This window comes from Sphingomonas sp. Leaf22 (assembly GCF_001421715.1).
Lineage (GTDB): Bacteria > Pseudomonadota > Alphaproteobacteria > Sphingomonadales > Sphingomonadaceae > Sphingomonas.
The window spans coordinates 126311-151531 of record NZ_LMKP01000045.1; the positions used below are offsets into that span (position 1 = coordinate 126311).

Annotated in this window: 22 protein-coding genes; 13 read left to right on the plus strand and 9 right to left on the minus strand. The window is 67.3% G+C overall.

What is annotated here, in order from left to right; translation table 11 throughout:
• Positions 1 to 139: 139 nt before the first annotated feature.
• Complete coding sequence (locus tag ASE70_RS18885; RefSeq protein ID WP_235520071.1) at positions 140 to 3064, plus strand: TonB-dependent receptor domain-containing protein; 2925 nt, start codon at positions 140 to 142, stop codon at positions 3062 to 3064.
• 24 nt (positions 3065 to 3088) lie between these two features.
• Here ASE70_RS18885 and ASE70_RS18890 read toward each other — a convergent pair whose 3' ends face one another.
• Together ASE70_RS18890 and ASE70_RS18895 are read right to left on the minus strand one after the other, a co-directional pair.
• A complete protein-coding gene (locus tag ASE70_RS18890) occupies positions 3089 to 4522 on the minus strand; it encodes a sensor histidine kinase (protein WP_056508057.1) in 1434 nt (477 codons plus the stop codon).
• Positions 4512 to 5177, minus strand: a complete 666-nt coding sequence (locus tag ASE70_RS18895; protein WP_056508059.1) for a response regulator — start codon at positions 5175 to 5177, stop codon at positions 4512 to 4514. The genes ASE70_RS18890 and ASE70_RS18895 overlap by 11 nt, the downstream gene beginning before the upstream one ends.
• A gap of 97 nt (positions 5178 to 5274) precedes the next feature.
• Here ASE70_RS18895 and ASE70_RS18900 point away from each other — a divergent pair, with 97 nt between their 5' ends.
• From ASE70_RS18900 to ASE70_RS18940, 9 genes are all read left to right on the plus strand, one after another.
• Positions 5275 to 6345 (plus strand): ABC transporter substrate-binding protein, encoded by a 1071-nt coding sequence (locus ASE70_RS18900; RefSeq protein WP_056508062.1) that lies wholly within the window; start codon positions 5275 to 5277, stop codon positions 6343 to 6345.
• Positions 6342 to 7835 (plus strand): OprO/OprP family phosphate-selective porin, encoded by a 1494-nt coding sequence (locus ASE70_RS18905; protein ID WP_056508064.1) that lies wholly within the window; start codon positions 6342 to 6344, stop codon positions 7833 to 7835. Before ASE70_RS18900 ends, ASE70_RS18905 begins: the two co-directional genes overlap by 4 nt.
• A gap of 22 nt (positions 7836 to 7857) precedes the next feature.
• On the plus strand, positions 7858 to 9159 hold the full coding sequence (locus ASE70_RS18910; protein WP_056508066.1) for a CitMHS family transporter: 1302 nt from the start codon (positions 7858 to 7860) through the stop codon (positions 9157 to 9159).
• Between the two features lie 4 nt (positions 9160 to 9163).
• On the plus strand, positions 9164 to 9820 hold the full coding sequence (locus ASE70_RS18915) for a YjbE family putative metal transport protein (RefSeq protein WP_056508068.1): 657 nt from the start codon (positions 9164 to 9166) through the stop codon (positions 9818 to 9820).
• Entirely contained in the window at positions 9817 to 10866 is a 1050-nt protein-coding gene (locus ASE70_RS18920) for an AbrB family transcriptional regulator (RefSeq protein ID WP_056508070.1), read from the plus strand. Before ASE70_RS18915 ends, ASE70_RS18920 begins: the two co-directional genes overlap by 4 nt.
• Complete coding sequence (locus tag ASE70_RS18925) at positions 10863 to 11528, plus strand: alpha/beta fold hydrolase (protein ID WP_056508072.1); 666 nt, start codon at positions 10863 to 10865, stop codon at positions 11526 to 11528. Before ASE70_RS18920 ends, ASE70_RS18925 begins: the two co-directional genes overlap by 4 nt.
• A 25-nt stretch (positions 11529 to 11553) precedes the next feature.
• Entirely contained in the window at positions 11554 to 12258 is a 705-nt protein-coding gene (locus tag ASE70_RS18930; RefSeq protein WP_056508074.1) for an NAD-dependent deacylase, read from the plus strand.
• A gap of 168 nt (positions 12259 to 12426) precedes the next feature.
• Positions 12427 to 12954, plus strand: a complete 528-nt coding sequence (locus ASE70_RS18935; RefSeq protein ID WP_055998190.1) for a sterol desaturase family protein — start codon at positions 12427 to 12429, stop codon at positions 12952 to 12954.
• On the plus strand, positions 12951 to 13712 hold the full coding sequence (locus ASE70_RS18940; RefSeq protein WP_235520073.1) for a fatty acid desaturase: 762 nt from the start codon (positions 12951 to 12953) through the stop codon (positions 13710 to 13712). Before ASE70_RS18935 ends, ASE70_RS18940 begins: the two co-directional genes overlap by 4 nt.
• A gap of 34 nt (positions 13713 to 13746) precedes the next feature.
• Here the strand turns inward: ASE70_RS18940 and ASE70_RS18945 are convergent, their stop codons facing one another.
• Both ASE70_RS18945 and ASE70_RS18950 read right to left on the minus strand, forming a co-directional pair.
• Positions 13747 to 14121, minus strand: coding sequence for a hypothetical protein (locus tag ASE70_RS18945; protein WP_056508075.1), 375 nt, complete (start codon positions 14119 to 14121; stop codon positions 13747 to 13749).
• Positions 14122 to 14198: 77 nt separating this feature from the next.
• Entirely contained in the window at positions 14199 to 14831 is a 633-nt protein-coding gene (locus ASE70_RS18950; protein ID WP_055998251.1) for a TetR/AcrR family transcriptional regulator, read from the minus strand.
• A gap of 87 nt (positions 14832 to 14918) precedes the next feature.
• On the opposite strand from ASE70_RS18950, the gene ASE70_RS18955 reads away from it, so the two are divergent.
• The 3 genes from ASE70_RS18955 to ASE70_RS18965 all read left to right on the plus strand — a co-directional run bounded on the left by ASE70_RS18955 (position 14919) and on the right by ASE70_RS18965 (position 19204).
• Positions 14919 to 16382, plus strand: a complete 1464-nt coding sequence (locus ASE70_RS18955; RefSeq protein WP_056508077.1) for an efflux transporter outer membrane subunit — start codon at positions 14919 to 14921, stop codon at positions 16380 to 16382.
• Entirely contained in the window at positions 16375 to 17529 is a 1155-nt protein-coding gene (locus ASE70_RS18960; RefSeq protein ID WP_056508079.1) for an HlyD family secretion protein, read from the plus strand. The genes ASE70_RS18955 and ASE70_RS18960 overlap by 8 nt, the downstream gene beginning before the upstream one ends.
• Before the next feature lie 148 nt (positions 17530 to 17677).
• Complete coding sequence (locus tag ASE70_RS18965; protein WP_056508081.1) at positions 17678 to 19204, plus strand: DHA2 family efflux MFS transporter permease subunit; 1527 nt, start codon at positions 17678 to 17680, stop codon at positions 19202 to 19204.
• Positions 19205 to 19228: 24 nt separating this feature from the next.
• Here the strand turns inward: ASE70_RS18965 and ASE70_RS18970 are convergent, their stop codons facing one another.
• Genes ASE70_RS18970 through ASE70_RS18985 form a run of 5 tightly spaced genes read right to left on the minus strand, consistent with a single transcriptional unit; the run spans position 19229 to position 24898 of the window.
• Positions 19229 to 19723, minus strand: coding sequence for a DUF427 domain-containing protein (locus ASE70_RS18970; RefSeq protein WP_056508121.1), 495 nt, complete (start codon positions 19721 to 19723; stop codon positions 19229 to 19231).
• 2 nt (positions 19724 to 19725) lie between these two features.
• Positions 19726 to 21435 carry a tryptophan-rich sensory protein gene (locus ASE70_RS18975; protein WP_082451150.1) on the minus strand — a complete coding sequence of 570 codons (1710 nt, stop codon included), beginning with the start codon at positions 21433 to 21435 and terminating at the stop codon, positions 19726 to 19728.
• Positions 21436 to 21490: 55 nt separating this feature from the next.
• Positions 21491 to 21721, minus strand: coding sequence for a hypothetical protein (locus tag ASE70_RS20835; RefSeq protein ID WP_235520074.1), 231 nt, complete (start codon positions 21719 to 21721; stop codon positions 21491 to 21493).
• The gene (locus ASE70_RS18980) at positions 21660 to 22541 is read right to left on the minus strand and encodes an alpha/beta hydrolase (protein ID WP_235520075.1); all 882 of its coding nucleotides are present in this window, start codon (positions 22539 to 22541) and stop codon (positions 21660 to 21662) included. The genes ASE70_RS20835 and ASE70_RS18980 overlap by 62 nt, the downstream gene beginning before the upstream one ends.
• Positions 22542 to 22555: 14 nt before the next feature.
• Positions 22556 to 24898: a glycoside hydrolase family 95 protein gene (locus ASE70_RS18985; RefSeq protein ID WP_082451151.1), complete on the minus strand. Its 2343-nt coding sequence runs from the start codon at positions 24896 to 24898 to the stop codon at positions 22556 to 22558.
• Between the last annotated feature and the right edge of the window lie 323 nt (positions 24899 to 25221).

Sequence of the window (25221 nt, forward strand, 5' to 3'; positions counted from 1 at the left end):
ACGAACGACGCATGGGGACAGGCGGTACATCCGTCGCGTTATTTGAGGGAAATTCTCGGTGCATCTGTTCAACTCGGTATCCGCCACCTTGCGTTGCGGGATCTCGACCGCTGCCTTACTGACCGCGACGGCTTTTCCGGTGCATGCGCAGCAAGCGGTGCCGGCACCGGTCGCTACCACCGCCGATCCCGCAGCGGTGCCGCAGGTCGATGGCGCGGCAGAAGCGCCCGTCGATGCCGGGCCGCCCGCGACCATCGTCGTCACCGGTACGCTGTTCCGCGATTCGAACGCGAGCTCGATCTCGCCGGTGACCGTGCTGACGTCGGAGACGCTCGAACGCGCCAACATCACGACGGTACAGGACGCGATCCGTTCGGTTTCCGCTGACAGCGCCGGTTCGATCTCGACCGGGTTCCGCAACGGCTTTTCGGCCGGCGGTGCCGCCGTGTCGCTGCGCGGCCTCGGCGTTTCATCGACCGTCGTGCTGATCGACGGGCTTCGTTCGGCGAACTTTCCGCTGAACGATGACGGGCACAATGCCTATGTCGACCTGAACTCGATCCCGTTCAGCGTCGTCGACCGGGTCGAGGTGCTGAAGGACGGCGCGTCGTCGACCTATGGCGCGGACGCGATCGGCGGCGTCGTGAACCTCATCAGCAAGAAGCAGTTCCAGGGCGTCGAAGGCTCGATGCAGGGCGGCACGACCGAAAAGGGGGACGGCTCGCGCTACCGCGCCACGATGACCGCCGGCTATGGCGATTATCGCGAACAGGGCTTCAACTTCTACCTGAACGGTGAATACACCTACGACGCGTACATCACCAACAACTCGCGCGGCTATCCCTTCAACACGCTCGACCTGCGGCGAAGCGGCCTGTCCGACCGCAACCTCAACGACGAATCGCTGGTCGCGCAGAACCCGCAGGCGGTCGTGGTCCGGGTCAGCCAGAGCGATCTGAACAACCCGTTGTCGGGCAAGGTCGGTGCCCCGCTGTCCAACCAGTATCAGCTGCTCAATCCCGGTTCCTGCCCGTTCGGCACCTATACGGTGAACACGGCGGCGGCGCAGGGAACGGGCTGCGCCCACAACCTGCCCGACGAATATTCGATCATCCAGCCGCAGCAGCAACGCTATTCGACCACCGGTCGCCTGAGCATCCGCCTGAGCGACAGTTTCGAAGCGTTCGCCAGCGGCAGCTATTCGCATTCCGAAGTCGACATCAAGGGCGCGCCGACCGGCATCCGCCAGACGCAGCCGTTCGGCGGGTCGGCGGCGCTCGCGTCCAGCAGCCCGGGCATCGTCCTGCCGGTCTATGTCTGCTCGGCCGGCGTCAATTGCGCGACCGCGGCCGACCGACGCCTGAACCCCAACAACCCCTATGCCGCCGCCTTTGCTAACAATCCCGGTCAGGGGGCGGCGCGCATCTATTATTCGTTCGGCGACATCCCGGCGAACAGCCACCGCTATGTCGACGTGTTCCGCACGACGGCCGGTATCTCGGGCGATCTGGGCGGCGGTTTCAAGTTCCGTCTGAACGGCGTCTATGCCCGCGACAATTTCAGCGTCACGCAACGCGGGTTCCTGAACATTCAGGGCCTGCTGAACGCGGTCAACACCGGCAGCTACAATTTCGTCAATCCGGAGCAGAACACGGCGGCGGTGCGCGAACAGGTTTCGCCCGATCGCACCACGCCGTCCTATTCGACGGTCGCGACGATCGGCGGTTCGCTGCTCAAGTCGGTGATGGTGCTGCCCGGCGGCGACCTGAACGCCGGTGTCGGTTTCCAGGTCCGTCGCGAGACGCTGATGAACCGCAACCAGAACCGCGACCTCAGCTATTACGGGCTGAACACGTCGTCGGCGCGGGGCGCGCAGACGGTGGCTGCGGGCTTCTTCGAAGTCGACGCACCGTTCTTCCGCGAATTCGACCTGAACGTGTCGGGCCGCTACGACAGCTATTCGCAGGGCTATAGCCGCTTCTCGCCGAAGGTCGGCATGAAGTTCATGCCGATCGACCAGTTCTCGCTGCGGGCGACCTATTCCAAGGGGTTCCGCGCACCGACCTTTGCCGAAAACAACCCGGCCAGCAGCTATTCGGGCTTCTCGTCGTTCACGCCGCCGGCCAGCTTCGTCGCGGCGCATCCCGGTAACACGGCCTATACCGCGACCTACAGCATCGGCGGCGGTTCGACCGGCAATCCCGACATCCTGCCCGAAGTCTCGCGCAGCTTCTCGGCCGGCGCCATCTTCAAGCCGGTGCGCTGGTTCAACCTGACCGTCGACTATTACAACATCAAGAAGTCGGACCTCATCATCAGCGGCCCGCTGCGCGCCAATGCGATCAAGGCCTATTACGAGCAGACGAACGCGACCGCCGGCTGTGCCGCGCTGGCGGCGGTGGGCGACGGCTATCGGTGCAACGTCATCGACGCGCCCGATCCCAACAACCCGGGCGCCCTGCCCCGCCTGCTCGTGTTCAACGTGCCCTATGTCAACGCGAACTATCAGGTCAGTTCGGGCGTCGACATGCAGGCGAACCTGAACGTCGCGCTGTCGGACCGGGTGCGCCTCATCAGCCGGCTGGACATCACGCAGGTCATCAATCTCGACCTCGTGACCCCGGCGGGCGTGGTGCAGAAATATGCCGGTACGCTGGGGCCGTACCAGCTGTCGTCGGGCGGCGGTACGCCGCGCACCCGTGGCAATTGGCAGAACTCGGTTGAAATCGGCAACTTCGCGCTGACCTCGACCACCTATTATGTCGGCCGGATCAAGCAGGTTGCCGCCGACCAGATCCCCGACGTCAACGGAGTGATCGACCTGTCGTGCAGCAAGGCGCTGACCGCGCAATGCTATATCCGGCCGTTCATCTATGCCGACCTGAACGCGGCGGTGGCTGTGAACGATCAGTTCCGCTTTTTCGTCAACGTCCAGAACGTGACCAACAACCGCGCACCGCTCGCATCGGGGGCCTATACCAGCAATCCGAACTATCTGAGCAGCTGGCATTATGCCGGTCTGGTCGGCCGGGCGTTCAGCGCAGGGGCCAATTTCAGCTTCTGAGCTTAAACGTCGATGCGTCCAGCGTCAGTCGGGACCGATCGCAGCGATGCGGTCGGTCCCGACATCGTCGAAGTGGAGCGTCACGCGGAAACCGGGGCGGGTATTGCGAAACTCGATCCGGCCGCCCAGTCGCTGGGTGGCCGAGCGGACGATCGCGAGGCCCAGGCCACTCCCTTCCCGGCCCGCACTCGTCGCGAGCCGCACGAAACGTTGTCCGACCCGGTCGAGGTCGTCATCGGGCAGACCGGGTCCGTTATCGGCGACGCTCAGCGTCACGCTGCCGCCTGCTTCGGCGATGCCGATCGTGACCATGCCGCCGTCGCCATTGTACCGGATCGCGTTGTCGAGCAGGTTCGACAGGATTTCGAACAACAGCGTGCGGTGGCCGGCGATCGCCACGTCGGCTTCCGGCGCATCCAGATGGATGTCCACTCCCGCCTCGATCGCCTGACCGATCCGGCGATTGATGACGGCCACCACCACCTCGCGCACGTCGATCCGTTCGCGGGGGGGCGATGCACCGGCTTCCTCGGCCCTGGCTAGGGCAAGAAGTTGCGTGACGAGGCGTTCGAGCCGGTCGGCCGCATCGGCGATCTCGCCAAGCGCCGCCGGATCGCCGCGTCGCGCCAGCGCGACCTGTACCTTCAGCACGGCCAGCGGCGTGCGCATCTGATGCGAGGCGTCGGCGGTAAAGCGGCGGATGCCGGCCGTAGCGGTGTCGAGGCGCGCTAGGAGGTGGTCGAAGGCCTCGGCTAGCGGGCGTAGTTCCACCGGGAGCGGACCGGTATCGAGGGGCGACAGATCGGGCGTCGCCCGCGTGTCGCGCGCCGCCACCGTGCCGCGCAGCCGGGCGAGCGGACGCAGGCTCCAGCCCAGCGCCGGGCGGATCAGCAGCATCGCCACGCCCACCAGCAACACCTCGCCCAGCAGCAGCGCGACCAGCAGCCGGCGTTGCAATGCGTGGCGTCCGTCGAGCGTCTCGGCGACCTGCACGATCACCGGCCCGTCGATGCGTGGCAGGTCGCGACGCACCTCGGCGATGCGGATCGGCTGATCGCGATAGCTGGCATAGCGGAAGCGCGGCGTATCGATCGCGAGATCGGCGATGCGCGGTGCCGACAGGCCGGCATAGCCGGTCAGCAGCCGCTCGCCGACCGCGATCCGGTAATAGACATTGTCGCGTTCGCTGTTTTCCAGCATCCCGAACGCGGCGGCGGGCAGGTCCATCGTCACCTCGCCGCGTTCGACCTGCACCGTTTCGGCGACCGCGCCCAGCGCGCCGCCCAGCACCCGGTCGTTGGTCCGCCGCACGACATCGGCGATCAGCGTCGCCCCGGCGAGACCCAGCAGCACCGCGATGCCGAGCAGGGGCGCCAGCATCGCCGCCAGCAGCCGGGTGCGCAGCGCCAGCGCACGACCGCGATGGTTTTCGGTGCCGGCAGGACGCTTAGCCGGCATCGAGCAGATACCCGACGCCGCGCACCGTGCGGATCGCCGGTCCATCGGGGGCGAGCTTTCCGCGCAGCCGGGTGATGTTGACCTCGATCGCGTTGGGACCGACCGGATCGTCATAGCCGAACACTTCGGATTGCAGCGTTTCGCGCGGGACGATCTGTCCGGCCCGCGCCGCCAGCGCGTCGAGCACCGCCCATTCGCGCCGCCGCAGGTCGAGCACGCGGTCGCCGATCTGTGCCTGTCCCGTCGACCGGTTGAGCACCAGCGATCCGATCACCAGTTCCGGGGTCGGATCACCGCCGCGCCGGCGGCCAAGCGCCCGGATGCGCGCCTCCAGTTCCTCGGGCGCGAACGGTTTGCGCAGATAATCGTCGGCACCGAGATCGAGCCCGCGCACCCGGTCGTCCAGCGCGTCGCGCGCGGTCAGCATCAGCACCGGCACCTTGTCGCCGCGCCGGCGCAGCGCCTGCAAGACCGCGAACCCGTCGATGTCCGGCAGCCCGACATCGAGAATGACCAGCGCATACGGCTCGTCGGCCAAGGCGATGAGCGCGTCTTCGCCCCGCGCGACCGGATCGACCGCGTGGCCGGCGCTGCGCAGCAACGCGACGATGCTGCGCGCCAGCGCGGCATCGTCCTCGACGATCAATATTCGCATCGGAAACCAATCCGGTGAAAGGTGGCTGACAGGTTCGATGCGTACGACATGCCCCAGTGCTTACCCGAACCGAGAGACGGGAAGCGAGAGGATGTGCATGAAACGACTCCTGATCCTGTTGATGACGCTGATCGGTCTGGCCGGGCCGGCGGTGGCGCAACGCCCGGCGGGCTATCCGCAGTCGTACGACGCGCTGATCGAGGCGGCGCGGGCCGAGGGCGGCGTGCGCATCTATGGCAATGCCGATGCGGCGGCGATGGCGGCGCTGATCGCCGCGTTCCGCCGCACCTATCCCGGCGTCGCCGTGCGGTACGAGGTACTCGAGTCGCGCGACATCTATCGCCGCGTCGTCACCGAAGCGCAGCGCCGGGTCCCAAGTGCCGACCTGATCTGGTCGTCGGGCATGGATTTGCAGGCCAAGCTGATCAACGACGGCTATGCCCAGGCCTATCACAGCCCCGAAAAGCCCGCTTTGCCCGCCGATGCGGTGTGGAAGAACATGGGATATGGCGTCACCTCCGAGCCGGTCGCCTTCGTCTACAACCGCCGGCTGATCCCGCCGGGGCGGGTGCCGCGGACCCATCAGGCGTTCGAGGCATTGTTGCGCGCCGGCCGCGTGCCGCTGACCGGCAAGGTCGCGACCTATAATCCGGCGCGATCGAACGTCGGCTATCTGTATCTGGCCGAGGATTATGCCATCACCCGCGACACCCGTTCGCTGGTACAGGCGATGGCGGCGACGCGGCCATGGCTGTCGCCGCAGACCGAACCGATGCTCGCGGCGGTCGCGGATGGCCGCATCGCCATCGCGTACAACGTCGTCGGCCCTTATGCGCTGGCCGCCGCGCAACGCGACCGCCGCATCGGCGTGGTGTTTCCCCGCGACTATACGTTGATCGCCTCGCGCGTCGCCTTCATCGCGCGCGATGCGCGGCGTCCGGCGGCGGCCAAGTTGTTCCTCGATTTCCTGCTGTCGCGCACCGGGCAGACGCTGCTGGCCCGGCAATGGCTGTTGCCGGTGCGCAGCGACGTGCGCGCGCCGCGCCTGTCGGCCGGACAGCAGCGCCCGATCCGCGTCGGGCCCGAACTTCTCGTCAATCTCGATACGATCAAGCGCCGCCGCTTCCTGGCCGACTGGCGCGCGATCCTTACCGAAGGAAGCAAATGATGACGCTTTTCCGAAGCGGTTGCGCGCTCGTCGCGCTGGTCGCCGCCACCCCGGCGCTGGCACAGACGCCCAGCGCCGCCGAACTGGCCGAACTGGTGCGCGCACAGGCCACCGAGATCGCGACGCTGCGCGCCCGGCTCGACCGGTTGGAGAGCGCAAGCGCCGTTGCCGCCCCGGCCACGCCCGCCACGCCCGCCGCCGTCGCACCACCGCCGGCACAGCTTGCGCAGGTGCCGTCGCAGTCGGGCGGCAACGTCACCAGCCCGTTCGCGCCGCAGTTGGTTCCCCCCGGCCCGGCCGAACGCGACGTCGCGCAGGCGCGGCAGGCCAATGCCGCCGGCGTTACCACCGAATGGGGCGCGGGCCTGCCCGTGTTCCATTCGGCCGACGGCATCTATACCTTCAAGCCGCGCGGCCGCATCCTGACCGATGTCAGCTCGACCTTCGGGTCGGACTATACCGCGCGCAACATCACCACCACCGGCATGCGCGCGCTGCGCCTCGGCCTCGAAGGCGGGGTCGGCACGCATTTTTTCTACCAGTTCGAAAGCGATTTTTCGGAGAACGAGGTCGACATCGTCACCGCGTTCATCGGGTGGCGCAACCGGATCGCGCCGGGCATCGATTACGACGTCCGCGCCGGCCACCTGTTCAACGATCGCGGGTTCGAAGGATCGACGGGTTCGGATTCGACGCCGTTCATGGAACGCACCGTCGTGTCGACCGCGATCATCCCGCAGCGCGGCTTCTATGGCATCGGCATCATGCCGCGCCTGTTCTGGAAGACCGGCCACGCGTCGCTGACGCTCACCGGCGACCGGATCGACGGTAACCAGTCGGGCAACGACAGCCGCACCGTGCTGGCCCGCGCCCATTGGAACCCGATCAAGACCGGCAACAGCGTCCTGCATCTGGGCGCATGGGGGTTCGACGAAGGGCTGGCCGCGGGCGCGACCACGCTGACCCGCAACACCGTGATCGGCGGCCGGTTCAACGGCGCGCTGCGCGTATCGTCGGGCGCGCTGACCGGCGGCACCGGCACCACCGGCTATGGCCTCGAACTCGGCGGCTATGTCGGCCCGGTGTGGCTGATGGGCGAAGCGGGGCAGCGCCATGCCCGCCTCGACGCCGGTCGCCCCGATTTCGTCAGCAAGGCGTGGAGCCTGTCGGGCGGATGGTTCGTCACCGGCGACCTGCCGCCCTATAATCCGCGTCTCGGCAGCTTCGGACAGCCGCGCGTGCTGCGTCCGATCTTCGAAGGCGGGCCGGGCGCGATCGAGCTGACCGCGCGCTACGAGAATCTCGATTACGCCGATCTGCTGACCGGTGGACAGGGCTGGGCCGCGACGATCGGTGCCAACTGGTATCTCAACAGCTTCACCCGCTTCCAGGCCAATCTGGTCCACTGGAACACCGACAATCGCGCCGGCGCCTATGTCGGGCCGGACGACGGCCAGACCGTCATGACCCGCATCGCCGTCACCTTCTGATCCCTCGGGGAGCATTACGCATATGGATCTCGCCCTGCTCGGCTTCCTGATGGTCGCCACCTTCATGACGCTCATCATGACCAAGCGGATGACCCCGCTGGTCGCGCTGATCACCGTCCCCACCGCCTTTGCCCTGCTCGCCGGTTTTGCCGGCGGCTTGGGCGACATGATGATCGACGGGATCAAGAACCTCGCGCCGACCGGCGTGATGCTGTTGTTCGCCATCCTGTTCTTCTCGATCATGACCGATACCGGCCTGTTCGACCCGCTGGTCAACCGATTGCTGAAGGTCGTGCATGGCGATCCGATGCTGATCCTGATCGGCACGGTCGTGCTGTGCGCGATCGTCAGCCTCGATGGCGATGGGTCGACGACCTACATCATCACCATCGCCGCGCTGCTGCCGCTCTACAAACGCTATGACATGAACCGGCTGTATCTGTGCTGCCTGCTCATGTGCACCAGTGGGGTCATGAACCTGACGCCATGGGGCGGCCCGACCGCGCGTGCCGCCAGCGCGCTCAAGATCGATCCCGCCACGCTGTTCCTGCCGCTGATCCCCGGCATGCTCGCCGGTCTCGCCTTCCTGATCGGTCTCGCCATCTGGTTCGGCCGCAAGGAACGACGCCGCATCGGCCATGTGAAGGCCAACGGACCGACCGCCTTCACCGGCATGGCGGTGTCGCAATTCCCCGAAGCGCGCCGCTATCACCTGCGCTGGTTCAACGGTGCGCTGACGCTGGTGCTGATCGTCGGGCTGGTGGTCGGCCTGCTGCCGCTGTCGGTGCTGATGATGCTGGCGTTCGCCATCGCGATGATCGTCAACTATCCGCAGGTCGCCGAACAGAAGGAACGCATCGCGGCCCATGCCGGCAACGTGCTGTCGGTCGTGTCGCTGATCTTCGCCGCCGGCATCTTCACCGGCATCCTGTCGGGCACCGGCATGGTCGAAGCGATGAGCAAGGAAGTCGTCGGCTTCATCCCGCCGGCGCTGGGGCCGTATATGGCGCCGATCACCGCGCTGCTCAGCCTGCCCTTCACCTTTTTCATCTCCAACGACGCCTTCTATTTCGGGATGCTCCCGATCCTCGCGGAAGCCGGCGCGCATTATGGCGTGTCGCCGATCGCCATCGCTCGCGCCTCGCTGATGGGACAGCCGGTCCATCTGCTCAGCCCGCTCGTCCCCTCGACCTATCTGCTGGTCAGCCTTGCCGGCATCGACCTTGCCGATCATCAGCGGTTCACGCTGATCCCGGCGACGGCGGTCTGTGTCGTGATGACGCTGGTCGGGATGATCGTGCTCGCCTTCCCGTTCGTCAGCTGAACCGATGACCGAACTCTGGAACCATATCGTCGCGGACTTCGCCAATATCGGCAGTCCGTCCGCGCTTGCCGCCTTTACACAGGTCGTGCTGATCGACGTGATGCTGGCCGCCGACAATGCGATCGTCGTCGGGGCGCTGGCCGCTGGCTTGCCGGCGGACATGCGGCGCAAGGTGATCCTGATCGGTGTCGGTGCCGCGCTGGTCCTGCGCGTTGCCTTCGCACTGGTCGTGACGCAGTTGTTGCAGCTTACCGGCCTCGTCTTTGCCGGCGGGCTGCTGCTCGTATGGGTCGCGTGGAAGATGTGGCGCGAACTGCGCGACCATGACGACACGCCGGGCGAAGACGGCACGCTGAAGGCGGCTGCCCCGCGCAGCTTTGCCAGCGCCGCATGGGCGGTGGCGGTCGCCGATGTCAGCATGAGCCTCGACAATGTACTGGCGGTCGCCGGCGCGGCGCGCGAGCATCCCGGCATCCTTGCCGTCGGCCTGATCCTGTCGGTCGCGCTGATGGGGCTCGCCGCCAATGGGCTGGCGCGCGTGATCGAACGCTATCGCTGGGTCGCCTATATCGGCCTTGCCGTCATCGTCTATGTCGCCTGCCGCATGATCTACGAAGGGCTCGTCGATCCGTCGCGCGGCGTGCTGAGCCTGTTCGCTTGAAACGGGACGCGGCGAACATCGTCCTACGCTTCGTCGCCGCGATCGCGGTGGGCGGAGCCGGCGGCGCGATCTTCGCCGCGATTGGCGCGCCGCTGCCATGGGTGCTGGGATCGATGGCCGCCTGCGCCGTCGCCAGCATCGCCGGCCTGCCGATCGCCGCCAGCGGCGCGACCCGCCGGCCGATGGCGGCGGTGATCGGTCTGGTGCTCGGCAGTTCCTTCCATCCCGGCCTGATCGCGCTGGCGCGCGAATGGTGGCTGCCGCTGCTGTTGCTGCCGCCGTTCCTCGCGCTGGCCGGGTTGCTGTGCGTCCTGTGGTTCCGGCGGGTCGCCGGCTTCGATCGCGCCACCGCCTATTTCGCGGGCATGCCCGGCGGCATCGCCGAAATGGTGGTGATGGGCGGCGAACGCGGTGCCGACGAACGCACCATCGGCCTGATCCATGGCGCGCGGATCTTTCTTGTCGTCTTCCTCCTGCCCTTCGTCATCCGTCATTTCCATGCGGCGGCGGCGATCGCCGCGGCACCGGTCACGTCGATCAGCCCATGGCCGTCGCCCGCGCTGTTCCTGTGGGGCGGGATCAGCCTGGCGGTGGGCCTGTTCCTCGGTCGCGCGCTGCGTCTGCCGGCATGGCATCTGATGGGGCCGCTGGCGATCAGTGCGGCGCTGCACATGACCGGCGTCACCGATTTCCGCGTGCCCGGCTGGCTGCTGGCGGCGGCGCAGATCGGGTTGGGCGCGACGATCGGCTGCCGCTTCGCCGGGCTGGATCTGCGGGCGTTCGTCCGCCTGCTGGCGCTGGCCGCCGGATCGACGCTGATCCTGATGGTGCTGACCTTCGTCGTCGCGATCCTGCTGGGCCGGGCCGCCGGGCTCGACATCGCGCTGCTCGCGCTCGCCTATTCGCCCGGCGGGCTGGCGGAGATGAGCATGGTCGCGATCAGCCTGTCGCTCGAACCCGGTATCGTCGTCGTCACCCATCTGGCGCGGGTCGCCATCGTCCTGCTGTTCGCCCCCCTCGCCTTTCGTTCGGAGAAGCCGTCATGACCCCAAAACCGACACCGCTCGTCCTGCTCCCGGCCATGGGTTGCGACGGCCAGCTATGGGCGCGACAGGTCGTCGACCTCGGCGACATCGCCCATCCCGAACTGGGCGACCTGAGCGTCGACGACAGCCTGTCGGCGATGGCCGCCCGCGTGCTGGCCCATGCCCCGCCGCGCATCGCGGTCGCCGGGGTCAGCTTGGGCGGCTATGTCGCGCTGGAGATGATCCGGCAGGCACCCGAGCGGATCGAACGCGTCGCGCTGTTCGGGACGCGGGCGACGATGGCGATGCGCGCGCGCACCGTCGATGAACAGGGGCTGCTCGCCACCGCGCCGCATGCCGATCCGATGCTGACCCCGATCGTCAGCGGTCCGGTGCAGGCGATGGCCGAACGCGTCGGTGCCGAAGTGTTCGAACGGCAGCAGCGCGCGCTGCTCGCCCGCCCCGATCTCGACCTCGCCATCGCTGCGGTCCATGTGCCGACGCTGGTCGCGGTCGGGGATCGCGACCGCATCTGCAAGGTCGAGGATGCGCAGGCATTGGCGGATCGTATTCCCGACGCCCGCTTCCATGTCATCCGCAATTGCGGACACCTGTCGCCGATGGAGCGATCGGGCGAAGTGACCATGTTGTTGCGCCACTGGCTGACCGACCGCTTGCGCTGACCACGGTGTCGCCTATGCAGGTCCGATGCAGCCAATGCGCAACATCGTCGTCCTGACGGGAGCGGGCGTTTCCGCGGAGTCGGGTATCGCCACGTTCCGCGGTCCCGGGGGCTTATGGGAAGGGCACCGGGTCGAGGATGTCTGCACCCCCGAAGCGTTGCGGGCCGATCCCCGGCTCGTGCACCGCTTCTACGATCTGCGGCGCGCGGCGCTGGCGGACGTGGCTCCCAACGCGGCGCATGTGGCGTTGGCGGAACTCGAAAGAAGCTGGACCGGCGAACTGCTGATCGTGACGCAGAATGTCGATGACCTGCATGAGCGCGCGGGGACGCGCCGGCTGCTGCACATGCACGGCGCGCTGCGGTCCGCCCTGTGCGCAATATGCGGCACCCGTGTAGCGCATACCGGCCCGTTGCCGCCGAACAGCCCCTGCGGCGTATGCGGCGGAGCGGCGTTACGGCCCGACATCGTGTTTTTCGGCGAGATTCCGTACGCGATGGACCGGATCGTCGACGCCATTGGCACCTGCGATCTGTTCGTGTCGATCGGCACGTCGGGCGCGGTCTATCCCGCCGCCGGGTTCGTCGAATGGGCCAATGATCGCGGCGCGGCGACGCTCGAACTCAACCTCGAACGCTCGGCAGGGTCGGGCCGCTTCGACGAAAGCCGCCTCGGCCCGGCAAGCGAACTGGTGCCGACATGGGTCGCGCAGGTGCTGGCCGGACGATGACGGCGACTGGAAGGCGACGCGTCGCAGCGGTGTCGTGCCCGCGCCAACCGACCGGAACCCGCCGATTTTCCCCGGCGGCACACTCGCATCGTCGACCCGCATGCCTTATGTGGACAGCATGTTGTTCTGGTCCTTCCCGCCCGTCGCGCGTCGCAATGGTGTCCCGCAATGACCTGGCTCGAAAAAATCGCGATCGTCGCCTTCATGGTCCTGTTCATGGAGTGCTTCGCGTGGGCTGCGCATAAATACGTCATGCATGGCTGGGGTTGGGGCTGGCACAAGTCGCATCACGAGGATCACGCCGGGTGGTTCGAGAAGAACGACCTTTATGCGGTGGTCTTCGCGATCGTGCCGATCGCGCTGTTCGTCGTCGGCCTGTGGTGGGAACCGCTGTGGTGGGCCGCGCTCGGCATCACCGTCTATGGCGGCATCTACGCCTTCGTCCACGACATGCTCGTCCATCAACGGGGCGGATTTCGATGGGTACCCAAGCACGGCTATTTCAAACGGCTGCTGCAGGCACATCGGCTGCACCATGCGGTCGAGGGCAAGCATGGCACGGTCAGCCACGGGTTTCTGTTCGCCCGCAAACCGGCCGTGCTGAAGGCGCAGTTGCGGGCACATGCCGACCAGCGCCAGCGCGTTCCGCAGCGCGACCGACAGGATGACCTTTTACCGTCAGACGCTGAGCGGTGAGGTCGATCGCGTCCGGATCGAAGGCGTTGCGGCGTCAGACACTGATCGGCGTATCGCTGTCGGTTGCGATCGTCGTCACCTGGCTGGCGATCCACATCACCGGCATATTCTTCTGGCAGTGGAGCATCGGCACGCTGCCGATTGCCGTTGCGCTGATCCTGATGCAGACATGGCTCAGCACCGGGCTGTTCATCATCGCGCACGACGCGATGCATGGCGCGCTGGCGCCGACCCATCCCGTCCTGAATCGGACGGTTGGTACGCTGTGCCTGTCGCTCTATGCGTGCCTGTCCTACGCCGCGCTACTGCCGCAGCACCATCTGCACCACAAGCATGCGGGCCGGCACGGCGACCCCGATTTCCACGGCGGCGATCCCCGTCTGGCGGCATGGTTCCTGCAGTTCTTCCGGACCTATTACTCGCACGGACAAATCGCCCGCATCACGGTGATGGCGCTGATCTACATCTTCGGGTTCGGCGCATCGCTTGGCAACATCGTGGTATTCTGGGCGGTGCCTGCCCTTGGCGCGGTCGGGCAGTTGTTCGTGTTCGGAACATGGCTGCCGCACCGCGAACGCGACGCGCCGTTTCAGGACGCGCATCGCACGCATAGTATCAAGGTCGGTCCGGCACTGTCGCTATTGACCTGTTTTCATTTCGGCGGCTATCATCACGAACATCATCTCTCGCCCGGTACGCCGTGGTGGGGGCTGCCCGCCCGACGCCGGGCGATCGTCGTGCGGACCGACCGGCGCTGAGCGTCGATGCGTACCACGTGATTTTCGCGATCCGTCACGCCACGCTCAGGGTCGATTGCATCAGTGCGTCGTCGGGCGTCCGGCGGTGATCGATCCACCATTTCGCATCGACCTGCGCCGCGAGTCCGGCGATGCGGGCGGGGTGCGAGCGAACAAGTTTCGCCAGCCGTTCGGTGCGGATCGTGTCGGCCCACGCCACCTGTCGCGCACTGCCGGTCAGGGGTGGCAGCGCATATCCGGCAATGGCGGCTCGATCGGCGGCGGCCTGTTCGGCCCGGGCCGTCGCCATACAGTCGGCGCAACGCTGCCGCTCCAGCCGCAATTCGGTGCGGGTTTGGTCGGCGGCGGTGAAGGTGAAGATGTCATGGTGCTGCAGATGGCCGCAGCGATGCCGGATGGTTCGTTTCATGCGCGCGACGATGAGTCGGCGAGTCGGGCCGATCCACTGGCTTGAGTCGAGACGAGTCGCCCGCGCGGCGAACCGAATCAGCCGATGGCGAACAGCCGCAGGAAATAGCCGGCGAAGCGCCGCGCCTCCGCCTCCATCCCGTCCGCCGGCGCGGGTTCGACCCCCCACAGGCGACGATTTTGTTGCGCACCGGTCATGCCGATCAGCATCCGCGCCATGTCGGTCGGTCCTTCGTCGCGCAGCCGGCCCGCCGCGATCTGTTCGGCGATGTAGGTGGCGAGCGCGCGTTCGATATGGCCTGCCGCCTGTTCGTAGAAGATCGCCCCCACTTCGGGGAAACGGCCGCTTTCGCCGACGACCAGACGCCATGCCGCCACCGCGTCGGGATGCGCGGTCTTGTTCATGAACACCCGGCAGAAATTGACGAGCGTCGCCGGCATGTCGCCGGGCGTCAGCAGCTCGTCGGTCACCCGCTGGCGAAAGGCGGCGGTGACGTCGGCAATCACCGCCGCGAACAATTCCTCCTTCGACCGGAAATAGCTCCACAATGTCGCCTTCGACCCGCCCAGCGTCTTGAGCAGGCCCGACATCGATGTCGCGGCATAGCCGTCGTCGAGGAACGACCGACGCGCGGCGGCGACGATCGCGTCGCGGCGATCCTGTTTGCGCGCTTCCCGCTTGCCGGGCGCGGTTTCTTCGGTCGTACTCATAAACTGTACCGTCGAGTACAGATAATCGTTGACAGGCGCAAGCCGCAGGATCATGGCACGCGGCGTACCCACTAGTACGGTTTTCGCATGACAACTGAGATTCTCCGGAACGCCCGTTCGCTGGTGCCGCTTGCGGTCCTGTTCCTGTCCGGCTGCGCGACCGTACCCCATCTTGCGGATGCGCCGGTGCCGCGGACGTCGGCCAGCTTCGCCGCCGACCGCAGCCTTGCGGCAACGGGCGATGCCGCATGGCCGGTGCAGAACTGGTGGCAGGGCTATGGCGACACCCAGCTCGATACGCTGATCGCCGAGGCGCTGGCCGGATCGCCCGACCTTGCCGCCGCGACCGCGCGGATCGCGCAGGCCGAGGGCTATGCGCAGCAGGCCGGCGCCGCGCAGCTGCCGACGCTCGGCGCATCGGGCAATGTCGCGGCGACCAAGCAAAGCTATAACAACGGCATTCCCGCCGATTTCGTGCCGAAGGGCTGGAACGACACCGGCCGGGTGCAGGGCGAACTGGGCTTCGATCTCGATCTGTGGGGCCGCAACCGTGCGGCCTTTGCGGCGGCACGGTCGGACGCGGCGGCGGCGCAGCTCGATCTGGCGCAGGCGCAGCTGACGCTGTCGACCAATATCGCCGATGCCTATGCCGATCTGGCGCGGCTGTTCGCCGAACGCGCGGTGGCGCTGGCGGCGCTCGACGTGCGGCGGCAGACCGCGAAGCTGACCGCCGACCGGGTGACCGGCGGTCTGGATACGCGCGCCGAGCAGAAGCAGGCGGACTCGGCGGTGCCGGCAGCGCGTGCCGATGTAGCGGCAACCGACGAAGCCATCGCCCTGACCCGCAACCGCATCGCCGCGCTGCTTGGCAAGGGGCCGGACCGGGGGCTGGCGATCGCCCCGCCCGCCGCGACCATCGCCGCGCGCGGGCTGCCGATCGGCGTCACCACCGACCTGATCGCGCGCCGTCCCGATATCGTCGCGGCCCGGACCCGGGTCGAGGCGGAGGCGCGCCGGATCAAGGTCGCGCGCGCCGATTTCTATCCGTCGTTCAGCCTGTCTGCGGTGTTCGGCCTGCAATCGCTGGGTCTGAGCAATCTGGTGAAGGGCGGATCGACCGCAGGCAGCATCGGTCCGGCGTTCAGCCTGCCGATCTTTCGCGGCGGCGAATTACAGGGCCGCTACCGCGTCGCGCGGGGCAGCTATGACGCGGCGGTCGCCGATTACGACCGGACCGTCACCGACGCCTATCGCGCGGTCGCCGATGCGGTGGTCAGCCAGCGCGCACTGACCACGCGGCTGACCGAATCGCAACAATCGCTGACCGATGCGCAGGCCGGGTATGATGTCGCGCGGCTACGCTTCGAAGGCGGGCTGTCGCGCTTCACCGACGTGCTGGTCGCGCAGGACCGGGTGTTGCAGGCGCGGCGGATCGTCGCCGACCTGCAGGCACGTGCCTTTACCCTCGATATAGCGCTCGTCCGTGCCCTGGGCGGCGGTTTTACCGCGCCGGCCACCGCACAGCAGAACAAGGACCTGACCCATGGCTGATGCCGATCCCGCCGACCGCAGCTTCGCCGAGGCCAAGGCCGCATCCGACACCCCTGCCCCGTCCAAGCGCAAGAAGCTGTTGACCGGCATCGCCGCGATCGTCCTGTTGGGCGGCGCGGGCTATGGCACCTGGTATGCGCTTGTCGGCAGCAACTATGTCGAGACCGACAACGCCTATGTCGGGGCCGAAACCGCGCAGATCACGCCGATGGTCGCCGGACAGGTGATCGCGATCGGCGCGTCGGAAACCCAGGCGGTGAAGCGCGGCGACGTGCTGGTCCGGCTCGACGACAGCGACGCGCGGATCGCGCTGGCGAGTGCGCAGGCCGATCTGGCCAAGGCACGCCGCGAGTTCGGCCAGACGTCGGCGACCAGCGGCGCGCTGTCGGCGCAGGTCCAGGCCAAGGGGGCCGAGGTGACCAGTGCCCGCGCGCAACTGGCATCGGCGCAGGCGTCGTTCGACAAGGCGCAGGTCGATTTCAACCGTCGGCAGCGGCTCGCCCCCAATGGCGCGGTATCGGGCGACGAACTGACCGCCGCGACCAATGCGCTGGCGTCCGCCCGTGCCGCGCTCGAACAGGCGCGCGCGGCAGTGGCCGAGGCCGGGTCGCAGCGGGTCGCGGCGGCGGGCAATCTCGCCGCCAATCAGGCACTGATCCAGGGGGCGACGGCCAACAGCGCGCCCGACGTGCTGGCGGCGGAGGCACGCGTGCGGCAGGCGCGGCTCGACCTCGACCGCACCATCGTCCGCGCCCCGATCGACGGCGTGGTCGCCAACCGCACCATCCAGGTCGGACAGCGCGTCGCGGCGGGCACGACGATGATGCGGATCGTGCCGGTCAACAGCGCCTATGTCGACGCGAACTTCAAGGAAGGCCAGCTGACGAAGGTCAAGCCGGGTCAGCCGGTGAAGCTCACCTCCGACCTGTATGGCGACGAGGTCGAATATCATGGCCGGGTGGTCGGTTTCTCGGGCGGCACGGGATCGGCCTTCGCGCTGATCCCGGCGCAGAACGCGACGGGCAACTGGATCAAGGTCGTGCAGCGCCTGCCGGTGCGCGTCGCGCTCGATCCGAGGGAGTTGGCGGCGCACCCGCTGCGCGTCGGGCTGTCGATGACGGCAGAGGTGGATGTTTCGGGGAAGTGATCCCGCTTCCGGCAAACCGTACCCCCGCGCAGGCGGGGGTCCAGAGTCCGACAGGATAACGGTTCGTGCTTGGCCCTGGACCCCCGCCTGCGCGGGGGTACGGGGAAAGCCGTTTCGGGGACCACCCCACCCAAGGGAGCAAGGCGGCATGGCCGGCCAGGACGATTTCAAACCCTTTACCGGCCCCAAGCTGCTGTTTGCCGGGCTGGTGCTGGCGCTGACCAATTTCATGGTCGTACTCGACACCACGATCGCCAACGTCTCGGTCGGGCATATCGCCGGGTCGCTGGGCATCTCGACCAGTCAGGGAACGTGGATCATCACCTCCTATGCGGTGGCGGAGGCGATCTGCGTGCCGCTGACCGGGTGGTTGGCCGGGCGGTTCGGGGCGGTGCGGACCTTTGTTATCGGGATGATCGGCTTCGGCATCTTTTCGATCTTGTGCGGGCTGTCGACCAGTCTGGCGATGATCGTGGTCGCCCGGATCGGTCAAGGGCTGTGCGGCGGGCCGTTGATGCCGCTGACCCAGACGATGTTGCTGCGGATCTTTCCGCGCGAACAACATGGGCAGGCGATGGGGATGTGGGCGATGACCACGGTCACCGCGCCGATCCTCGGCCCGATCCTTGGGGGCACGATTTCCGACAGCTGGTCGTGGCACTGGATCTTCTTCATCAACATTCCGGTCGCGATCTTCTGCGTGTTCGGTGCGCTGCGCCTGCTGAAACCCGCCGAGACGAAGCGCGAGAAGCTGAAGGTCGACAAGATCGGCCTCGCGCTGCTGATCCTGTGGATCGGCGCGTTGCAGATCATGCTGGATATCGGCCGCGAACATGACTGGTTCAGCGATCCGACGATCGTCGTCCTCGCGATCGTGGCGGCGGTGGGCGCGGCGGTGTTCATCGTATGGGAACTGACCGAGCGACAGCCGATCGTCGACCTGCGCGTGTTCCGACACCGGGGGTTCACGGTCGCGGTCGCGGCGCTGGCCTTTGCGTTCGGCACCTTTTTCGCCTCGGTCGTGCTGATCCCGCAATGGTTGCAGGCGAGCCTTGGCTACACGTCGACCTATGCCGGCTATGCCACCGCATTTAACGGCGTGGGGGCGGTCATCATGTCGCCGTTCGTGGCGAAGATGCTCAAGAAGCGCGATCCCCGCGCGCTGGTGTGTTTCGGCATCTTCTGGATCGCGGCGGTCAACCTGCTGCGGGTCGGGTGGACGACTGGCTCCGATTTCTGGACGCTGGCGTTTCCGCAGATGTTGCAGGGGTTCGGCATGCCGTTCTTCTTCATCCCGCTGACCACGATTGCGCTGGGCGCAGTCGATCCGAAGGAGACGGCATCGGCGGCGGGCGTTATGAGCTTCCTGCGGACGATGGCCGGGGCGATCGGGACGTCGGTGTCGATGACGCTGTATGCCGACAACATGACCGTCGCGCGCAGCGAGATGGTGTCGCGGCTGAACACCGGCGCGACCGAACAGGCGCTGACCGCACAGGGATTTTCGATCGATCAGGTGCGCGGCGCGGTGGAGATGACGGTGGCGCAGGAGAGCAGCACGCTGGCGATCAACCATATGTTCCTGTTGTCGGCGATCATCTTTGCCGGCGCGGCGCTCATCATCTGGCTGGCACCGCGGCCACAACGGGTGGCGGGACCGGGCGCGGCGCACTGACGGTAGGGTAACCGCCCGGCCGGATCACCACCCCATGCTGCCCGACACGCCCTTAAACGGTCCGGCGAGGTCGGGGGTGATCCAGCCCCCGTAGAAGCCGCCCGGTTGCGGCACGACGCGCTGGCCGTCGATGCTGCACCGGTCGAGCGGCCCGGCGTAGAAGGCGACATGATCGCGCAGCATCGCGAAGGCCGGCGTCGGATCGGGATAGCTCCACGCCACATCCCGCAGTATCTCGCCGCCGATGGCGAGGTGCCAATAGACCGCCTGCCCCTTCCATTCGCACAGCGATCGGCGGGGCGAGCGTTGCAGCACGCCCGCCGCAATGTCGCCGGGCGGGATATACCAGCTGGGCGGATGGCTGGTTTCGAGCGTGCGGATCGCGGCGCGGGTATCGGCGACCACGACGCCGCGATGCTCGATGCGGACATGGCGGTCGCTCGGCTCGGCGATGGCGGGGCGCGGATAGTCCCAGACGCTTTCCTGCCCCGGCCCGACCGGATCGGGTTGCGGCCACAGGCTCATCGCTTGTTCTCCTGCCAGATGCGGGTGGCGAGCAGCGTGGCAAAACCCAGCCACGCGACGAACGGCACGCCCAGCGCCGCCGCCGGGCGATCGACCTTGGCGGCGGTCACGACATAGGCGGTGCCGGTCGCGATCATCGCCCCCGATGCCGCCGCGCTCGCCCCGAGTTTTCGTTCGCGGAAGAATAGCTGCGTCCAGCCCCCAACCATCGCGCTGTTGACCAGCCACGCCCCAACCGCCGCGTTGCGCATCGGCCCGGCGGGTTCGCGCAACAACCGATAGCCGCCGACCGCAAGACCGGTTTCGAGCACCGGCCACACCGCGCCGAACGCGGCGTCGGGCGGGGTGAAGTCGGGCTTGTCGAGCCGGCGATACCAGCGGCGGATGCCGGGATGCGATGGATCGGGGGCGTTGCGCCGCCCGACCACCGCACTGACGCCCAGCACCGCGCCGACGATGCCCAGCGCCAGCAGTGGCGACAGACCGGTCTTGTCCGGTGCTTCTGGCGGTTGCTCGCCCTTCGGCAGATAGCGCGCCAGATCGGGCTCGGGCGTATCGCCGCCGAACATCTTGCCCGACAGCTTGCGCACCGCCGGACGGCTCGCAAGGTCGAGCGCCCCGTGCAGCAGGCGAATGCCGAGCCGGCTGTGCGGGTTCATCAGCCGCGGCGCTATCTTCGGCACGCCCTGCGCATCCTCGACCATCGGCCGCATCTGCTGTTCGTACGCGGCGAAGGCGGCAGGGACAACAGGCTGTCGGATCAGCTCCTGTGCCAGGACATAGGCCCCGGTCACCGCCAGCGTCGTACCATAGCCCGCGATCGGCGTGGCGCACCATGCGGCATCGCCGGTCAGCGCCACCCGGCCGTTCGACCAGCGCGGCATCCGCACCTGTCGCAGCACATCCAAATAGAAATCATCGGTGTCGGCCATGCCTTCCAGCACCCGCTGAGCCTGCCATCCGGCATCGGCGAAGCGTTCGCGCAGCCATGCTTTCTGCCGCGCGACGTCCCAATCCTGTTCGCCGCCGGGCGGCTGTTGCACCGACAGCATCGCGCGGGTCGTGCCGTGCCGATCGGGGCGGAGCGACACGCTGCGCCCGCCCGGCGCATTGTACCAGCGCCACAGCCGGTCGTCGTCGGCGGTGCGCGGGATGGTGAAATAGGCGATGGTCAGGTCCATCCAACGCGGATCGTTCTTGCCCGCAAACACCCTCTCACGCGTCGTCGATCCGACCCCTTCGGCGACGATCACCGCGTCATAGCGTTCGGTCGTGCCGCCGGCGAAGCCGACCGTCACGCCATCGCCATCCTGGTCGACCGTCGCGATATGGTCGCCGAAGCGATAGGTCGCGCGTTCGCTGGCCGGTTCGTAAAGCAGCCGCGCCAGATCGCCGCGCAATATCTCCATCTCGGCGGTCGGGCCGTCCTCCTCCTGATCGGCGGTCAGGAACTGCGCATCGACCTTGCCATCGGCATCGACCCAGGCGGTTCCCTCCTCGCCGGTGCCTTGTTCCAGCGCGATCCGCTCCAACCCCATGCGCCGCAACACTTCGCGGCCGGGTCCGCGCACGTCGATATTCTGCCCGCCATCGCGAAATTCGCTCGCACGTTCGACGACGGTGACGTCGAAACCGGCCCAGCCGAGCCACCACGCGACGATATTGCCGGCGACGCTGGCACCGGTAATCAGGACGGAACGGGACATGGACGACACTCCTTCGCCGCGCATAACGGTCGAAGGACGTTCGGGTCCCCTGCCCTTATTTCGGAAAGACCAGCGCGTCGGCAAAGAACGGGATCACCACCGTCTGCATCTGCGTCGCGACGCCGCTGGTATGGTCGCCGGCATAGACCTGATAGCGATGTTTGATGCCGTAGCGGTCCATCGCCGCGTGCAGCAGTTCGGCGCCTTCCTTCAATCCGTCGCGGTCACCGACGTCGAGGCCGATCGCGCGGTAACGGCGCAGGTCGGCGGCATGCTGATCGAACATCGCAACCCGATGTGTTGGCGCTCCAGCGCGCCAACACATCGGGTTGCGGCACGCCGTCCCTGATCGGCAGGTCGAGATAGAGCGGCGGCGCCTTCGGATTGGGCGACCATGCGGCGGCCGTCGCCAGTTGCGCCCGCTGTCCCCAGTTCAGCTTTTCGCTGTCGGCGGGCGACGTCATCGCCCGGAAAATCTTCTCCTGCGCGGCATCGGTGACGCCCAGCGCGCGGGTCATCAGGCAGCACGGGCTCATGATATAGAGCGCGCCGAACGTGTCGGGGTGCAGCATGCCGATGCGGGTCGTGCCATAGCCGCCCATCGAATGACCGGCGAGACCGCGGCTCCGGCGGTCGGCGACGGTGCGGTAATGGCTGTCGACATAGCCGACCAGATCGCGGGCGATGAAGTTCTCGAAATCGCCGACCGTCGCCGATCGCGAATAGAAGCTGCCGTTATGCATCGTCTTGGTATCGGGCATCGCCACGATCATCTCGCGCGCGCCCTTGGCAAAGGCGGCCTCGATCGTTTGCGGGACATGGATCTCGCGTGCCCATTGGTCGGCCCCGATCGAATAGCCGTGGAGCGCATAGACCACCGGATAGCGGCGGTTGGGCGATGTCCGGTAGCTCGGCGGAAGCAGGACCAGCACCGGCCGGTCGGCGCTGTTGCCTTCCAGATTGCCTTCGACGGCGGGCGAATGGACGGTGATGCGTTCGATCGTGATCGGTTTGGCCCCGGCGACCGTGGCAGGGGCCGGGGTTGCGACCTGCGCGGCGGCGAGGGCAGGCGACAGCAGCGCGAGGGCGGCGAGAATCGTTTTCATGGCGGCTCCGGGGTTCAGGCGACGATCAGCCGCTCGCCGCGCAGGCGGACGGTGCGGCCGGGGATCAGGTCGATATCGATCTTCATATCGTTCAGGCGGACCTGCCGCCGGCCGGCGACGCTGGCGCGCAGCACCGCTTCGTCGAGCCGCCCGCCCCGCCAGCGCAGATCGACGTCCAGCCCGCCGCGGGCGCGCAGGCCGGTGATCGATCCCTGGCCCCACGCGCGCGGCAAGGCCGGCAACAGCAGCAGTTCGTCGTCGCGGCTCTGCAACAGCATCTCCGCCATCGCCCGCGTGCCGCCGAAATTGCCGTCGATCTGGAACGGCGGATGCGAATCGAACAGGTTGGGATAGGTTCGCGCCGGCCCCAGCAGATAGGCGAGGATGCGGTGCGCATGATCGCCATCCTTCAGCCGTGCCCATAGATTCGCGCGCCACGCCGTCGCCCAACCGGTCGATTCGTCGCCGCGCAGTTCCAGCGACCGGCGCGCGGCGGCGGAGAGGTCGGGGGTATGGTCGGGGCTGATCTGGTCGCTGGGGAACAGGGCATAGAGGTGCGAGACATGTCGATGCTTCGGCTCGGGCGCGGCCATGTCCCAATCCTCGCGCCATTCCTGCAACTGGCCCGCCGCACCGATCTTGTCGGGCGCGAGGCGCGCGCGGGCGGCGGCGACCTCGGCGGCGAAGGCGGCGTCGGTGTCCAGCAGCTTGGCGGCGCGACCGACCTGATCGAACAGGTCGCGCAGGATCTGGTTGTCCATCGCCGGCCCGGCACAGATCGACGCGCCCCTGGGATGGATATTCTCGGGCGACAGCGACGGGCTGGTCAGCAACCCCCCGGTCGTCGGATCGACCTGCAACGTATCGAGGAAGAACAGCGCGGCTCCGCGCAGGATCGGATAGACCGACCGCAGGAAATCGAGGTCGCGGCTATAGTCGTAATGATCCCACAAATGGGTGCACAGCCATGCCCCACCGGTCGGCCACAGCCCCCATTGCGCGCCGTCGACCGGTGCCGTCGCGCGCCAGAGGTCGGTATTGTGGTGGCACACCCATCCGCGCGCGCCGTACATCGTCCGAGCGGTCCGCTCGCCGGTGATCGCCAGCTCGCGCATCATCGCCACGAACGGTGCCATGCATTCGGGCAAGGCGGTGACCTCGGCCGGCCAATAATTCATCTCGGTATTGATATTGACGGTATATTTCGACTGCCATGGCGGATCGACCTTGTCGTTCCAGATGCCTTGCAGGTTCGCCGGCTGTCCGCCTTTCCGCGACGATGCGATCAACAGATAGCGGCCATAGTTGAAATACAGCGCGGCCAGCGCCGGGTCGTCGGCCATCCGGTCGATCGCGACGCGTTCGTCGGTCGGCCGCAGTGCGGCGGGCGTCTCGCCGAGATCGAGCCTAACCCGATCGAACAGCGCGCGGTGCGCCCGCAACGCCTGTTGCCGGATCCGCGGCTCTCCTTTCGCCCGGGCGCGCTCGAGCATGGCGTTCGTGCTCGCTTCGGGATCAGCGCCGACATCGTCGAACCGGCGGAAACTGGTCGCCATGGTCAGCAGGATCGTCACGCTGCGGGCGTTGCGGACCTCGATCCGATCGCCGGCGGCGGTCACCTGCCCCCGCACCGCCGAAACATGCGCCCGCGCGGCGAAGCGGAGCGCGCCCGCTATTCCCGTCCGCGCGCCGTTGCGACCGGTCATCGTCAGAACGCCGTCGCTCGCCGAGATGTCGATGCCCGATTGCGGCGACGTCATCCCGACCGACAGCCCGAACGCTTTATCGCCCTGCAGCCGGACCACGATCACATCGTCGTCGGGCGCGGCATAGACTTCGCGCCGGAACCGCGTGCCGCCGATCCCGAACTGCGTTTCCGCCGTCGCGGTTTCCAGATTGAGCGAGCGGCGATACTCGCTGGCCTCCCCTGCCCCGACCAGTTCGAGGATCAGGTCGCCGAGCGGCTGATACGCCATCTGCGTCAACGGCGTCGCCATCACCCTGGCATTCGCCAGCTTTTCCGCATCGGCATAGCGTCCCGCCGCGATCAAAGCACGGACCTCGGGCAAGGTCGCACGCGCCGACGGGTTGACCGGGTCATAAGGGCCGCCGCTCCACAGGGTCGCCTCGTTCAGCTGCAATCGCTCCCGCGCGACCCCGCCGGACACCATCGCCCCCAGTCGCCCGTTCCCGACCGGCAGCGCCTCGGTCCACAGCGTCGCGGGTTGCCGGTACCACAGGGTGGTCGCGGTCGATCGCGGCGCAGCCGCTACCGCCGGAGAAAGGGCGGCGGTCGCGACGCCGACGGCCGCTCCTTTGAGAATGGTCCGGCGGTTCGCATGGGGAAGCTCAGTCATGTCGCGGAGACTAGGCGGTAAATCAGGGCGCACAAGCGCCGTGGAGGGCCCGCCAGACGTCGCCGCGACTACATTGCGAAGATTTTGGTCCGGCGAATCGAAGAAAGCTGTTGACCTCCCAATCGCCTCCCCCTAGATGGGTGTCACCGCAGCGGTGGCCGACACGGTCGCTTCTGCATCCTCCGGGACCTGGTACTGACCTGATGGTTGGTGCCATGTGTTCCGGTCTCTCTATCGCCGGCTTGCTGGCGCTTCGACCTTAGGGGTTTGGAGCAGGGAGTGCTATTTGACATTGTTGATGTAGATGAAGGGACATGTGGGTG

Excerpts from the sequence above, each read along its gene's own strand:
- ASE70_RS18890 (WP_056508057.1), bottom strand. The coding sequence starts at position 4,522 with ATGCCGGCTAAGCGTCCTGCCGGCACCGAAAACCATCGCGGTCGTGCG.
- ASE70_RS18895 (WP_056508059.1), bottom strand. The coding sequence starts at position 5,177 with ATGCGAATATTGATCGTCGAGGACGATGCCGCGCTGGCGCGCAGCATC.
- ASE70_RS18900 (WP_056508062.1), top strand. The coding sequence starts at position 5,275 with ATGAAACGACTCCTGATCCTGTTGATGACGCTGATCGGTCTGGCCGGG.
- ASE70_RS18905 (WP_056508064.1), top strand. The coding sequence starts at position 6,342 with ATGATGACGCTTTTCCGAAGCGGTTGCGCGCTCGTCGCGCTGGTCGCC.
- ASE70_RS18910 (WP_056508066.1), top strand. The coding sequence starts at position 7,858 with ATGGATCTCGCCCTGCTCGGCTTCCTGATGGTCGCCACCTTCATGACG.
- ASE70_RS18915 (WP_056508068.1), top strand. The coding sequence starts at position 9,164 with ATGACCGAACTCTGGAACCATATCGTCGCGGACTTCGCCAATATCGGC.
- ASE70_RS18925 (WP_056508072.1), top strand. The coding sequence starts at position 10,863 with ATGACCCCAAAACCGACACCGCTCGTCCTGCTCCCGGCCATGGGTTGC.
- ASE70_RS18930 (WP_056508074.1), top strand. The coding sequence starts at position 11,554 with ATGCAGCCAATGCGCAACATCGTCGTCCTGACGGGAGCGGGCGTTTCC.
- ASE70_RS18935 (WP_055998190.1), top strand. The coding sequence starts at position 12,427 with ATGACCTGGCTCGAAAAAATCGCGATCGTCGCCTTCATGGTCCTGTTC.
- ASE70_RS18945 (WP_056508075.1), bottom strand. The coding sequence starts at position 14,121 with ATGAAACGAACCATCCGGCATCGCTGCGGCCATCTGCAGCACCATGAC.
- ASE70_RS18950 (WP_055998251.1), bottom strand. The coding sequence starts at position 14,831 with ATGAGTACGACCGAAGAAACCGCGCCCGGCAAGCGGGAAGCGCGCAAA.
- ASE70_RS18955 (WP_056508077.1), top strand. The coding sequence starts at position 14,919 with ATGACAACTGAGATTCTCCGGAACGCCCGTTCGCTGGTGCCGCTTGCG.
- ASE70_RS18960 (WP_056508079.1), top strand. The coding sequence starts at position 16,375 with ATGGCTGATGCCGATCCCGCCGACCGCAGCTTCGCCGAGGCCAAGGCC.
- ASE70_RS18965 (WP_056508081.1), top strand. The coding sequence starts at position 17,678 with ATGGCCGGCCAGGACGATTTCAAACCCTTTACCGGCCCCAAGCTGCTG.
- ASE70_RS18975 (WP_082451150.1), bottom strand. The coding sequence starts at position 21,435 with ATGTCCCGTTCCGTCCTGATTACCGGTGCCAGCGTCGCCGGCAATATC.
- ASE70_RS20835 (WP_235520074.1), bottom strand. The coding sequence starts at position 21,721 with ATGTTCGATCAGCATGCCGCCGACCTGCGCCGTTACCGCGCGATCGGC.
- ASE70_RS18980 (WP_235520075.1), bottom strand. The coding sequence starts at position 22,541 with ATGAAAACGATTCTCGCCGCCCTCGCGCTGCTGTCGCCTGCCCTCGCC.
- ASE70_RS18985 (WP_082451151.1), bottom strand. The coding sequence starts at position 24,898 with ATGACTGAGCTTCCCCATGCGAACCGCCGGACCATTCTCAAAGGAGCG.